At 55.4% G+C, this 13,269-nt stretch carries 11 protein-coding genes; 6 read left to right on the top strand and 5 right to left on the bottom strand.

Annotated elements, in window-relative coordinates:
* Positions 1-62: 62 nt before the first annotated feature.
* Genes nuoE through TEU_RS04595 form a run of 3 tightly spaced genes read left to right on the top strand, consistent with a single transcriptional unit; the run spans position 63 to position 5,176 of the window.
* A complete protein-coding gene (nuoE, locus tag TEU_RS04605) occupies positions 63-527 on the top strand; it encodes an NADH-quinone oxidoreductase subunit NuoE (RefSeq protein WP_050002665.1) in 465 nt (154 codons plus the stop codon).
* Positions 520-2,322: an NADH-quinone oxidoreductase subunit NuoF gene (gene nuoF / locus TEU_RS04600; RefSeq protein WP_050002664.1), complete on the top strand. Its 1,803-nt coding sequence runs from the start codon at positions 520-522 to the stop codon at positions 2,320-2,322. Before nuoE ends, nuoF begins: the two co-directional genes overlap by 8 nt.
* A 1-nt stretch (position 2,323) precedes the next feature.
* A complete protein-coding gene (locus tag TEU_RS04595) occupies positions 2,324-5,176 on the top strand; it encodes an NAD(P)-binding protein (protein ID WP_050002663.1) in 2,853 nt (950 codons plus the stop codon).
* A 168-nt stretch (positions 5,177-5,344) separates the two neighbouring features.
* On the opposite strand, the gene TEU_RS04590 is transcribed toward TEU_RS04595, so the two are convergent.
* From TEU_RS04590 to TEU_RS04580, 3 genes are all read right to left on the bottom strand, one after another.
* The gene (locus TEU_RS04590) at positions 5,345-6,040 is read right to left on the bottom strand and encodes a DUF257 family protein (protein WP_050002662.1); all 696 of its coding nucleotides are present in this window, start codon (positions 6,038-6,040) and stop codon (positions 5,345-5,347) included.
* Positions 6,027-6,698, bottom strand: a complete 672-nt coding sequence (locus TEU_RS04585) for a DUF257 family protein (RefSeq protein ID WP_050002661.1) — start codon at positions 6,696-6,698, stop codon at positions 6,027-6,029. Before TEU_RS04585 ends, TEU_RS04590 begins: the two co-directional genes overlap by 14 nt.
* Before the next feature lie 146 nt (positions 6,699-6,844).
* On the bottom strand, positions 6,845-7,747 hold the full coding sequence (locus TEU_RS04580; RefSeq protein ID WP_050002660.1) for an asparagine synthetase A: 903 nt from the start codon (positions 7,745-7,747) through the stop codon (positions 6,845-6,847).
* A 212-nt stretch (positions 7,748-7,959) separates the two neighbouring features.
* Here TEU_RS04580 and TEU_RS04575 point away from each other — a divergent pair, with 212 nt between their 5' ends.
* Entirely contained in the window at positions 7,960-9,339 is a 1,380-nt protein-coding gene (locus tag TEU_RS04575) for an ATP-binding protein (RefSeq protein WP_050002659.1), read from the top strand.
* Between the two features lie 32 nt (positions 9,340-9,371).
* Entirely contained in the window at positions 9,372-9,953 is a 582-nt protein-coding gene (locus tag TEU_RS04570; RefSeq protein WP_050002658.1) for a P-loop NTPase family protein, read from the top strand.
* Here the strand turns inward: TEU_RS04570 and TEU_RS04565 are convergent, their stop codons facing one another.
* Together TEU_RS04565 and TEU_RS04560 are read right to left on the bottom strand one after the other, a co-directional pair.
* Entirely contained in the window at positions 9,954-10,691 is a 738-nt protein-coding gene (locus tag TEU_RS04565; protein WP_050002657.1) for a hypothetical protein, read from the bottom strand.
* 19 nt (positions 10,692-10,710) lie between these two features.
* Positions 10,711-11,865, bottom strand: a complete 1,155-nt coding sequence (locus tag TEU_RS04560; RefSeq protein WP_050002656.1) for a pyridoxal-phosphate-dependent aminotransferase family protein — start codon at positions 11,863-11,865, stop codon at positions 10,711-10,713.
* Positions 11,866-12,027: 162 nt separating this feature from the next.
* Here TEU_RS04560 and TEU_RS04555 point away from each other — a divergent pair, with 162 nt between their 5' ends.
* A complete protein-coding gene (locus tag TEU_RS04555; protein WP_050002655.1) occupies positions 12,028-13,185 on the top strand; it encodes an MFS transporter in 1,158 nt (385 codons plus the stop codon).
* Positions 13,186-13,269: the final 84 nt, after the last annotated feature.

Here is a 13,269-nt window from a genome sequence, read left to right as displayed (position 1 = left end):
GATGCACCCTTATAAACATTGAAGTCGAAGTTTTTTCCGACTAAAGCTCCGTGGTGATGCAGATGGGTGATGACCTTAGCTACATCCACTCATATCCCCCGGAACCGAGCTCCCTCATTCCTCTTCTCCAGCGAACGCAGGAAAAGTTCGGCTACCTTCCCAGGAAGGCCCTTGAGGAGATTGCGAACTACCTCGGTGTCCCGCTCAGCAGGGTGTACGGCGTCGCCACCTTCTACGCCCAGTTCCGCTTCGAGCCCCTCGGGAAGTACGTCGTCAAAATCTGTCACGGGACGGCCTGCCACGTAAACGGCGCCGTGAACATATCCCAGGCCATAACCGAGGAGCTTGGGATTGAGGAAGGGCAAACGACGGAGGACGGTCTCGTAACGCTGGAGCGCGTCGCCTGTCTCGGATGCTGCAGTTTAGCGCCGGTCATAATGATAAACGACAAGGTCTTCGGCAAGCTCACGCCCGAGAAGGTCAGGAAGCTGATGAGAAAGCTCAGGGAGGGGAAGCTCGATGTCTGAAATTAAGGCCATTGCAGTCGGCATGAACTCCTGCGGAATAGCGGCGGGCGCGAGGGAAACCTACGCTGCCATAAAGGCCGAGCTTGAGAAGCGAAACCTCGACATCAAGCTCAAGATAGTAGGCTGCGTTGGCATGTGCTACCGCGAGCCCCTCGTGGACATCATCACCGATGAGGAGATAATCACCTACGGCCACGTTGACCCCAAGAAGGTCCCCAGGATCATAGAGGAGCACGTTATCAACGGAAAGCCCATAGAAGAGTGGATTGTCAAGCGCGACTGGTGGGAGAACGGCGAGAGGAAGACGTGGGACGTTGACGGCTACTTCGCCAAACAGAAAAAGATAGTGCTCGAAAACTCCGGCTACATCGACCCCGAGAACATAGACGAGTACATCGCTGTTGGAGGCTATGAAGCCCTCAAAAAGGCCCTCAAGATGAAGCCGGAGGAGATTATAGACATCATTACGAAGTCCGGCCTCAGGGGAAGGGGCGGTGCAGGGTTCCCGACCGGGCTGAAGTGGAAGTTCACGAGGGAAGCTCCAGGAGACGAGAAGTACGTCATCTGCAACGCCGACGAAGGCGACCCCGGAGCCTTCATGGACAGGAACGTCCTTGAGGGCGACCCGCACCGCGTCATTGAGGGTATGATAATCGGTGCATACGCGATTGGAGCGACGAAGGGCTTCATCTACGTCCGTGCCGAGTACCCGCTGGCCATAAGGAGGCTGAAGATAGCGCTGAAGCAGGCGCGCGAGAGGGGTTTCCTCGGTGAGAACATCCTTGGTTCTGGCTTCTCTTTCGACATCGTCATTAAGGAAGGTGCTGGAGCGTTCGTCTGCGGTGAGGAAACAGCTTTGATAGCTTCCATAGAGGGCAAGCGCGGGATGCCGAGGCCGAGGCCGCCCTATCCGGCCCAGAAGGGCCTCTGGGGCAAGCCCACCAACATCAACAACGTGGAAACGTGGGCGAACGTGCCGTGGATAATCAAGCACGGCTGGGAGGCCTACGCCTCGATAGGAACCGAGAAGAGCAAGGGAACGAAGGTCTTTGCCCTGTCGGGCAAGATAAAGCACGGCGGAAACGTCGAAGTTCCGATGGGAATGACGCTGAGGGAGATACTCTACGAAATAGGCGGTGGGACGAAGACGGGTAAGAAGATTAAGGCCGTCCAGCTCGGCGGCCCCTCCGGAGGCTGCATTCCCGAATATCTCTTCGACACGCCCGTTGACTACGAGAGCGTTACGGCGACAGGTGCGATAATGGGGAGCGGTGGAATGGTCGTCATGGACGAGGACACCTGTATGGTGGACGTTGCCAAGTTCTTCCTCGACTTCACTGTGAAGGAATCCTGCGGAAAGTGCACCTTCTGCCGCCTTGGCACCAAGAGGATGTGGGAAATCCTTGACAAGTTCACGAGGGGCGAGGCAACTGAAGAAGATCTTGAGAAGCTCGAACGGCTCGCCTATCAGGTCAAAGCCGGCTCTCTCTGCGGTCTCGGGCAGACTGCTCCAAACCCCGTCCTCACGACGCTCCGCTACTTCAGGGACGAATACCTGGCGCACATCGAAGGGAAGTGCCCGGCCAAGGTCTGTAAGCCGCTCATCAAGTACGTCATCATCGCAGACAGGTGCACCGGCTGTACTGCATGTGCCATATTCTGCCCGGTGAAAGCTATCAAAGGCGAGAAGCTCAAGCCCCACGTTATCAACCAGGAGGAGTGCATCAAGTGCGGGACGTGCTACGAGGTTTGCCGGTTCAACGCCATAGAGATAGTCGATGCAGGGGGTGAGTGAGATGGTCAAAATCAAGGTCAACGGAAAGGAAGTCGAGGCCCCTGAAGGGAGGCCGCTCATAGAGCTCCTCCGCGAGATGGGCCACGTGCCCGGCTTCTGCTACAATGAAGAGCTTGACCCTTACGGCTCCTGCAGGCTCTGCCTCATCTCCACTAAGAGAGGGGTTACCACCTCGTGCACCCTCAAGCCAGTGGAGGGGCTTGAGGTAGAGACACTCACCGATGAAGTCGTTTCGATGAGGAAGACGGCGCTTGAACTCATCTTATCCAACCACTACGGCGACTGTATCGGTCCCTGTCAGGATGCCTGTCCGGCCCACAGCGACGTTCAGGGATACCTCGCACTCATAGCGATGGGCAAGTACCACGAGGCGGTCAAGCTGATGAAGGAGAAGTACATCCTGCCGGCTGTTCTCGGAAGGGTCTGCCCGGCCTTCTGTGAGGACGCCTGCCGGAGGAACCTCGTTGATGAACCGCTGGCGATAAGGCAGCTCAAGCGTTTTGCCGCTGACTACGACCTCGAGCACGGCCCGTGGATGCCTGAGATTCCACCCTCAACCGGAAAGAGGATTGCCGTCGTCGGAGGAGGGCCCGCTGGATTAGCGTGCGCCTACTACCTCCGCCTTAAGGGCCACGAGGTCACGATAATCGAGGCGATGCCGGAACTTGGAGGAATGATGCGCTACGGCATTCCGCCCTACAGGCTCCCGAAGGACGTCTTAGACAGGGACATTGCGACAGTGATAAACACAGGCATAGAGGTGAAGACCAACACCGCCCTCGGAAGGGACGTAAGCCTTGAGGAGCTCCGCGAGAGGTACGATGCCGTCTTCCTCGGCGTCGGGGCCTGGAGAAGCAGGAAAATGGGGATTCCGGGCGAGGAGCTTGAAGGTGTCATGCACGGAATAGAGTTCCTCAGGAAGGTTAACATGGGCGAAAAGGTCGAGCTCGGGGAGCGCGTCATAGTCGTCGGCGGCGGAAACACGGCCATGGACGTTGCGAGGACGGCTCTGAGGCTCGGTGCAAAGGTCACAGTCGTCTACCGCCGTTCGAAGGCAGAGATGCCCGCCAACGAGAGGGAAGTCGAGGAGGCCATGGAAGAGGGCGTCGAGTTCATGTTCCTGACCAATCCGGTGAAGATTATCGGAGACGGGAAGGTCGAGGAGGTAGAGCTAGTCAAGATGCGCCTCGGCGAGCCAGATTCAAGCGGAAGGAGGAGGCCGATACCAATAGAGGGCTCAGAGTTCAGGGTCAAGGCCGACAACGTTATCCTGGCGATAGGCCAGTACTGCGACGAGGAGTTCCTGAAGAGCCTCGGCATTGAGGCGAGGCGCGGAAAGGCCCTCGTTGATGAGGTGACGCTCCAGACGAGCGTTCCCGGTGTCTTCGCCGGCGGCGACCTCGTCCTCGGGCCGTCAACGGTTATCGAGAGCATAGCCACCGGAAGAAGGGCCGCGATAATGATAGACTTGTATCTTAAAGGCAAGCTTGAGAAGGCCAAAGCCGTTCTCACCGAGCCCGAGAAGCACATAGAGGAAGTCCTAAGCGACGACGACCTCTATAACGTTCTCTTTGACCTTAGACCCTACAACCACTGGAAGAGGGTCACCGAGAAGGACTATGAGCATGTCGAAAGAAAGCCGAGGGCGAAGGTGAAGCTCCTCGATCCGGAAAAGAGGAAGAGAACCTTCGAGGAGGTCGAGCCGGCCCTAACCGAGGAGCAGGTCCTTGAAGAAGCGAAGCGCTGTATGAGCTGCGGCTGTATGGAGGTCTTCCGCTGCAAGCTGAGGGAGTACGCCACGCTCTACAACGCCAGGCAGGACGCCTTCGAGGGCGAGGGGAACAAGTTCGAGATAGACGAGAGCCACCCGTGGGTAACGCTCGACAACAACAAGTGCGTCCTCTGCGGCCAGTGCGTCCGCTTCACCCACGAGATAGCCGGAGAGGGAGTCCTCGACTACCTCTACCGCGGGTTCAAGACTAGGGTCTCTCCGCCGCCTGGAGACGGCCTTGGGGAGGTGGAGGGTAAGTTCATCGGCGAGATGATAGACCTCTGTCCTGTCGGGGCGATAACTGAGAAGCTCCCCTTCGTCAAGCCCGGCCCGTGGAAGACAAAAACCGTAAAGACGGTCTGCAACGGTTGTTCCTTCGCATGTGAAATGGGGATAGAGGTCTACGACGGCATGCTCGTGAGGGCTTCGAGGGTGGAGAACTCATGGAACGGCCACCTCTGCGACTACTGCCGCTTCGCCAGGCCATGGGCCGAAGACCTTGCCGGCCCGCTCCTCAACGGCGAGCCGGTGAGCTGGGAGGAGGCGAAGCAATTCATTGAGAAGGGCGACTATGCCCTAATCCTGACACCAGAGCTGACGAACGAGGAAATCGCCCGGCTCAAGGCCTTTGCAGAGGAGAAGGGCATTCCAATAGGCTCGACTGTGAGCGGCGGCATCTCCACTGCCACACTTGAGGACATCAGGAAGGCAAAGCGCGTCCTCCTGAAGGCAGACCCGAAGAAGTTCCCGCTGCTCAAGATACTCCTGAGGGGCAAGGAAATCGTTGAGGAGGGCTACGAGGTTGCAATCCTCGAAGGGGGAGAACCTCTCGACGTCCCAACGCTAATCCTCCACGAGGGCGTCAATGCTGTCGGACTTCTAAAGGCAGGGGTAACTGGAATCCCGGAGAGCAAAGCCTACGTCGTGGTGGGGAGGACAAAGCTGGAGCTCGACGGGGACGTGCTGGTAGTCCCGACCGGCCTCTGGGCCGAGAGGAGCGGGACGGTAACCAACGCCTTTGGAATGGAGCTGAAGGTGGAGAAGGCGCGCGAGGGCCGTTCGCCGCTGGAAGTCTTTTTGTAGCGCTTTTGATTTTCCTTTTCTCCTCAAAACCCAACAACGCCGGAAGAAGGCCCGGGAATCTTTTTGAAGGCCACTTGAAAAAGAAAGCATTGATATGACAACACAGAAAACTCGAGAAGACTTTACTTTTTTCTTTTGAAAGCCTCGCCGTTCACGGCGGGGAGGAGGTCAGCACCAGCCAACAACGTCTGCGGGCCTTATAAATAGTTTGTTCGTCCCCCCGAGGATGTTAAATACGGACTTTTTGAGGTCAAGACAGACTAAGTCTTCACGGTCGTGGAGTTCGATGACCGAAGTGGCAACACCTTCAAGCAGGGGAAGCGGGTTCATGGGAAAGCCCTCAATAACGTGCCCCTCGACTATGCTGATTACCAGCCTCTTCTCGTTCCCCAGCTCCTCGCGCATGTGGCTGGCAATGGCATAGACGCTCTTGATATCACGCTGGAACCCAAGAAGTCTCTCAAATCCCGTGATAATGTACACGTGGGGGTCGTCCCCTATCGCCTCTTTTACTGCCCTCTCCTTTTTCTTGATATAAAGCAAGGGGTCTGCCTCAAACTGGAGCTTACCAAAGACGTTCCCAACCTCATCAATACCGCCAACCTTCAGAACCCCAACGTGGTCCATCGGAGGGGCAAGCCCCATGACATCAAAGTGCCTCACGTAGCCGACAAAAGCATCGAATATGTCCTCCACAATGACCGGCAAACTGTGCCCGTAGGTGTAGTTGAGGAGAGCGTAGAGCATGAGCTCAGCACCCACCATTGAGTAGTTCTTGACCAGCGTGAAGCCCCCGAACCTGACTTCGTCGAGGATCCTCTCGATGTCCTTTGCCGTTGCAACGGCAAGTTTAGCGTCTTTCACTGAGGTCACCCCCAAGCTCTACCTCAAACTTCATGCCAGTTAAAGTCAGGTCAGAGCTCTTCCGAATCGACACGGAAAGACCCATGGGGAGAGTTTCAGCGGCCCAGAGTCCAGTGGCTATCCTCCGTAGCTCGGGGAGAATGTAGCGGGGCAGGTTTGCGAAGAACCCTGATGGAAGAAGATACAATGTCTTTCTCTGGTTATTGCCCACGTAGCGCTGGATACCGAGGAGCAGACGGTAGAAGTCCCGGACGTCCCGCACGAAGTAAAGGACGTTTTCAAAACCAAGAACCAGGTGCAAAGCCGGGCCATCTATCCCCCCCAACTGGGGAGACGCCCCATCGTAGTTTCTGAGGAAAACCCTCGGGTCCGGGTGGAACTCCACCTGCCTGACGGTGCCCCCCACCTTATGTCTGCCCCCAACCTTCAGGACGTAAGAGTGGCCGATATCAACATCAAGACCGAGGATATCACTGTGAACAAGCAATGTGTAAAGACTATCAAAATAATCCTCAATCACGAAGGGAACCCCGCTTTCCCGTGTGTAGTCCGCAAGGAGCTTGAGTAAAAACTCCGAAACGTAAGACGTCTCGTGTTCAACTATTACCATTTCTCCATGCTTTACTAACTCAAGGAGTTCTGAAACTTCTGCTTTCATCACAACCCCCTATTCAGGGCTGTAATGAGGAGAATAAAACCTTTTCTACCGATTTCTACCAAGAACCCGCACAAGACTGCACAACAGCAGGGAGGACAAAAAAACTGCCACAGAACTAATAGGTGCCGTTAAAGAAATAACGGAGGTTAAATAACCGCAGGAACACCCGGAATCCTTGGGAAGGGCTGGACTTCGGCTATGTGCTTCGCTCCGACGATGTAGCGGATTAGCCTTTCGACGCCGATTCCCGCGCCAGCGCTGGGCCTAAGGAGACCGGCCTTGGCTACCTCAAGGTACGGTCTGAAGGCCTCTTCGCTCAGGCCAGAGGCGCGTATTTTCGCCAGTATCTTCTCGTACTCCCACTCCCGCTCGCCACCGCTCGAGACCTCGCCGTAACCTTCAGGCAAATAGAGGTCGCAGTTTCTCCAGATTCCGTCAACTTCCCTGTCGTAGAACTCCCTCGGGATTCCAGTTATCCAGAAGGGCTCTCCCATTTCTCTGCTCGCCTCCTCCTCGCTCCCGAACTCCTCGCGGATTTCCTCAAGGGTGAAGCGTTTGAATGGCCTCCTCGGCTTTGGAAGCTCCCTCTCGAAGGACTCCCAGACGACAGGTCTGAGCTCGCGGAAGAGGCCGACGATGAGCTCCTCTATCAGACTCATAACGTCGTCCATGCTCGCGCGGGCAATTTCGAAGTCGAGCTGGGTGAACTCGTAGGCGTGCCTTCCGTCGTCTGATTCCCTGCCCTCGAGCCGTATGTTGGGCGAGAGGACGAAGAGCTTATCTATCCCCATCGCGACGGCCATCTGCTTGTGGAGTATCATGCTATGCATCAGCCTGAGCTTTTCCCCGTAGACCTCGACCTCCGGCGGTCTCAGGGCCTCCTCGGAGGAAGGCTCGGGCCAGAGCGGGTCGGTTATCGAGCTGAGCATCACCGGTAGCAACCAGCGGAAGCCTTTCCTCGACAGCTCGCCTGTGAGATAAGTTATGGCCCTCGTCTGAACCTCTGCAATCGGGTCAATTTTCCTGCTTACGATTTGGAGAGCGTTCATATCAATCACCCAATTTTCGTCAGAGTGCCTTCGGGTTTATTGCATTTGTGCAGAAAATTTTGAACGGAAGTCAAATTTTAACATGAATTTTTGAGATTCTTTGAAAATTGGACCAAATTTTTAGAGAATTTTAACATCCTGAAAAAAGTAGGACATGGAAAACAGCGCGTGGAGCGAAAACCTTTAAGTGGTATAATAGCGATTATATAATCATGATTACGCAAAAGTTCGTTGACAGGAAGGAAGAATTAACGACCCTGAGGAGGGCCTTCAAAAAGGGCGCACTGATTATCGTCTACGGTAGGAGAAGGGTTGGGAAGACGAGACTCCTCGTTGAGGCTTCCAGGGGGTTCAGAACCCTCTACCACCTCTGCAAGGAGGAAGAAGTTAGCGAGACCCTGAGAACGCTCAACGCGAAGCTCTTCTCGCTCACAAGTGATGAATCACTGCTGAGGCATCCAGTACACTCGTTCGATGAATTCTTCGAGAGACTGCCTGAAGACGTCGTGGTCATCTTTGACGAATTCCAGATTTTGGCCAAAAATCACCCCAGAATCCTCGGCGTCCTTCAGGAGCACCTTGACTTCCGGGGAAGCGGGAGCATCGTCCTCTGCGGTTCGAGCGTCTCGATGATGGAAGAGCTCGTTTCCTACGGCAGTCCAATCTATGGGAGGAGAACCCTCTCGCTCAGGGTCGAACCCCTGAAGTTCCGTCACATCGGCGAGTTTTTTCCGAATTACAGCCTCGAAGACCTCGTCAAGGTCTACGGCATGGTGGATGGAATCCCGGAGTACCTGCTCCGCCTCGACCCGTCACTCTCGCCCGAGGAGAACGCGCGGGAGGAGTTCTTCGGAAGGGGCGTCCTCTATGACGAAGCAGAATACCTGCTCCGCTACGAGCTCCGCGATTTAAGCACCTACAACACGATTCTTGAGGCCATAAGCTACGGCCACCGCTCGTTCAACGAGCTGAGGAACATTACAGGACTCGACGGGTCAAAGCTGACACGCTACCTCAGCATACTCATAAACCTAGGAATAGTCGGCAGGGAAGCCTCCGTTACGGAAAAGCCGAAAAAACGGGCAAGAAACTCGCGGTATTTCATACGGGACAACTACTTCGCCTTCTACTACACGTTCGTTTATCCGTTCAGGGAAGGGATAGAGATTGGAATGCCGGATGAGGCGCTGGAGCACTTTGAAAGGAACTTCAACCGCTACCTCGGGTGGGTCTTTGAGAATATTGCCAAGCAGTTCCTCATCGAGCTGAACCAGGTTGGACAGTTGCCGTTTAAGTTCACGAAAATCGGCAGGTGGTGGCGCAGGGGTGAGGAGATTGATTTAGTCGCTTTGAACGAGAGGGAGAAGAAGGCGCTCTTCGTCGAGGTGAAGTGGAAGGACTTAAGCGAGCGGGAAGCGCAGAGAGTTTTGAAGGACTTGGAGCGGAAAGCAGAGTTGGTGGGGCTTGAAGGCTGGGAGAAAAACTACGGGTTTATAGCTAAGAGTCTGGAAGGGAAAGAGGAGCTGAAAAAGGAGGGTTGGTTTGCCTGGGACTTAAACGACTTTGAGACCCAGCAAAAGATACCGTTATAACCCCCGGCGAGAACTACCTAATGGTGAACCGAATGGGCGTCTACATCTTTAAGCCCGAGGACTTGATACGGTACGGCTCGGCAAGGCCCGAGCAGATGGAGCTCCTGAAGGAAAAGATTCTCGGAAAGAAGGACATCCTCGTAGTCGGAACGAGCAGGAGCGGAAAGACGAAGCTGGTCGAGGCACTGCTCCACTACGTCCCCGACGACTGGAGGATAGCGGTCGTAACTGCCTACGGCGAGTTCAAGCCCTTCAAGCCTAACATCGAGGTCATTGATACGGCCTTTGACCAGCGCTCGACGGAGGAGAGAACCAACGAGGTTATCAAGGAGCTCAGAAGGCTCCACCCGGACTACGTGGTGATAGACACCCTCCACACGGTCAGCGTCCCGAGAATTCTGGACAGGTTGATAGACGACTACGCCTTTATCATCACTTCCCTTGTGATGACCAATGACCTGAAGGCTGAAGTCATGCACTGGCTTGGAATAGACGAGAAGACCTTCGACCGCTTTGATATCCTCGTCGAGCTGAGCAGGGACTGGAGAACCGGAATGAAGAAGATAAACAGGATTTACAGGATTAAGAACGGGGAGCTCGAACCGATAGTTTAGCTACCATCGGTTTCTCACGTTTCTTCTTCCTCCCCTCAGGAGAAGCTTTCTCTTCCAGAGGGCGAAGAGTATGAGATTCAGGAGAACCGTAACGACGAGGGAAGCCGTTAGCGAGCCGAAGGTTATGCCCGCGATGCTGTACTTCGTCCTCTTCACCATACCGAGGGCCACGTAGTCCTCGGGGGTCATGTGCCTCATCTCTGGCGAAACCCGAACCGTGCCGTTCTCTGGGAGGAGTGAGAGCATGTGGTTCCACGTGACCACGTAGAGCTTCACATGGGTTCCGTTGACGGTGCAGTTGGGAACAGTCAGCCCGCGTTCGAGCCACAGGCACGAGCCGTCCGGAAATATTTTTCCGTGAACGGGCGAGTGGTCGTAGGTCTGGAAGTAGAAGGAGCCGTTTTCGGGGTCTATCTCGAAGACCTCTATGTCCTCTGTGGTGCCGTAGATTAAACCCCTCATGACGCGGTAGAGCTTGTCCAAGAGGGCATTGCCAAAATGCTCGTCGTGCCAGACGATGTAGTAGTACAGCTCGCCGTTCCGCCCGACCATGTAGAGGATTTCAGTCGGCTCGTCACCGGGCTTGGAGTGAAGAACCGGAGAATAAGTAAAAACCTTGGAGCTCTCCCAGGGAAGGTAACCCTCCAGGGAGTAACCGCTCGCGGTTAAGGCAATCGCCCAGAAGACGAAGACGTTTCCGATGAGCCACAGGACTACCAGAACCGTTCTCCTTCGCATAGTTGAAAAGAAAGAGAAATCAGGCCTTAAGCTTTTCTATGACTTCCCTGAGGTTGTCGAGCATCTCGCGGATGTCGTCGAAGGTCATGTAACCCATGTTTCCAATCCTGAAGGTCTTCTCGGCGACGCTTCCGTAGCCCTTGGCAAGCTCGAAGCCGCGCTCGCGCATGGCGTTGTAGACGTCGACGCCCTTCATTCCCTCGGGGACGACGACGGCTGTAATCGTTGGGCTCTCGTAGCCAGGCTCCGCAAGGATTCCAAGGCCCATCTCCCTGACGCCCTCGCGTATCATTTCGCTCCTCTTCCTGTACATGTCGAGCCAGGCCTCTTTGCCGCCCATCTTTTCTATAATCCTCAGGACGACGTTGAGACCGAATATCTGCGGAAGTGGAGGCGTTGAGGGCGTTCCCTTCTTCTTCGCATTGAACTTCTTGTAGAGCGGAAGGTCGAAGTACCAGCCGCGCTCCGGCATCTTCTCGGCTATCTCGAAGACGCGCTCGCTCACAGCGGCGACTGCCAGTCCCGGCGGGACGCCGAAGGCCTTCTGACTGCTCGCAAAGACGAGGTCAATGCCCCACTCGTCGAACTTGATGTCAGCGCCGCCCATGGCTGAAACGGCGTCAACGAAGAGGAGCTTGTCGTGCTCGTGCACGACCTTGGCCAGCTCGGGGAGCGGGTTAAGCACACCGGTTGAGGTCTCGTTGTAGGTTATCGTGACGGCGTGGACGTCGGGGTTCTTCCTGAGGGCGTCGTCGAGCTCCTCAGGCTTTATGGCATAGCCGGGCTCCTTCTCAAGGATTACGGCCTTCCTTCCGTTGGCCTCGACGACTTCAGCAAAGCGCTTTCCGAAGGCCCCGATAACGGTCACGAGAACCTTTCCACCGTGCGGGACGGCGTTTCTAACCGCTGCCTCCATGAAGCCGGTTCCGGAGCTCGGAAAGAGTATTATCTCGCCTTTGTCGGCCTCAAGGAAGGCCTTGAGTCTGTTGAGGGTGTCAACGTGAACCTCCTTTGCCTCGGCCGAGCGGTGGCTGAACATCTGGACGCTCATTATCGCGAGGACTTCCGGGAAGCAGGCGACGGGGCCGGCGGTGAAGAGCTTGTACTTCGGCTTCACCATCTCGTAGACTTCCCTATAAGCGTCCTCGTACTGCATGTCAAAGTGGAGCTCCATTCCAATCACCTCGAAGCGGGTTGATGTGGAAGGTAATAAATCCTTCGCTCGAAAATTCTCGAAAAAATTTGAAACTAAATGCATATGTTGGTTCGATTTTTGAAAGACTTTCGGGGAACAAAGCCTTTTAAGTAGACCGCATAGCGTTCAGAAGGTGGTTCAATGGAACGCAGAAGGCTCATTGGAATCATACTCCTCATAATATCCGCCTTTACAGGCACGATTGCTTTCCGCCTCGCGACTCCTGCCATAGCTTTCTACACGAGGGACGTGCTCAAGGCGAGCATGTTCGCGGTCTCCCTCGTCTCGATGTCGTTTGTCCTTGCAAGGGCATTCTCCTCAGTCCTCGGCGGTTTAGTCCTTGAGAGGGGAAAGAAGCTCGTCTACCTCGGCGCCATTGCAATGATGGGGAACGCTGTAGCTGTTCAGCTCTACCCGCTCACCTCAAGCTGGCTTCAGGTCGTTGGAATAAAGCTCCTAAACGGCTTCCTCAACGGGATAAGCTGGCCGATGGCCCAGTTCGTCATTGCGGTGGCGACGCCGGGGGAGATAAGGGCGAGGGTTACGGCAGTGTACTTCTTCTTTGGGAGTATCGCATCCCTCCTTGGAAACTACGTCTACGCCTACACGGTTAAGCTCGGCCTCGCCGGCCAGATGTGGATTGCATCGGCGTTCTTCGTTCTGACCGGCCTCATAATGCTCCTCAGCTACTACCTCCTCTACGACGAAATAACACCGAAGAGGAAGAAAACGCCGGACGGTGAGAGGCCGAGCCTGAACCCGAAAAGAGTTCTAACGATTGCCTCGCTGATGGCGGTTATAGTGGCCTTCACCTCGGGCGAGATAACCTACGTCTACGTCTCGGAGGCGCTGAGGATAAGCAAGGAAAGGACTGCGGTTCTCCTCGGCTGGACGGGCTTCCTATCTTCCCTGCTGAGCTACTTCGTCTCATGGGCGGCGGACGTGAGGAGCGAGGCCAAGATGGTGAAGCTGACTTCCATGATGGCCGCAGTTTCACCCATCCTTGCCGCAATAAAGACTGCCCCTACGGTTTTCTTCGGGATTTTCCTGGCACTCTTTGCCTTCCAGAGCTTCCGGCCAATTTCCAGAAAGGTGCTGGCGAGCTACCACCGCTCCTCGCTCGCGATAGGCGGTGTGAACGCGGTGCAGAACCTCTCGACCTTCATAGGGGGGATGCTCTTCGGTGTGGCGTATTCCCTCGGCGAGATTCACTCGCTTCTTACCCTCAATCTGGCTCTTTTGGCGTTCCTGCCGTTTTCGATTGGGTTAATCCTGGAAGGGGCCCGCCTGAAGAGCTGAGGGTTTTACTTTTTGTTTTCAACTTCGTGTTTACGAAACTTTTTTAAGTCTGGATTATTCAGCCTAATTGAAACCCTCCGGAGG

It is taken from the genome of Thermococcus eurythermalis (genome assembly GCF_000769655.1).
Classification (GTDB): Archaea; Methanobacteriota_B; Thermococci; order Thermococcales; family Thermococcaceae; genus Thermococcus; species Thermococcus eurythermalis.
Note: the sequence above shows the minus strand (reverse complement) of the source record. Positions and strands in the feature narration are given on the sequence as shown.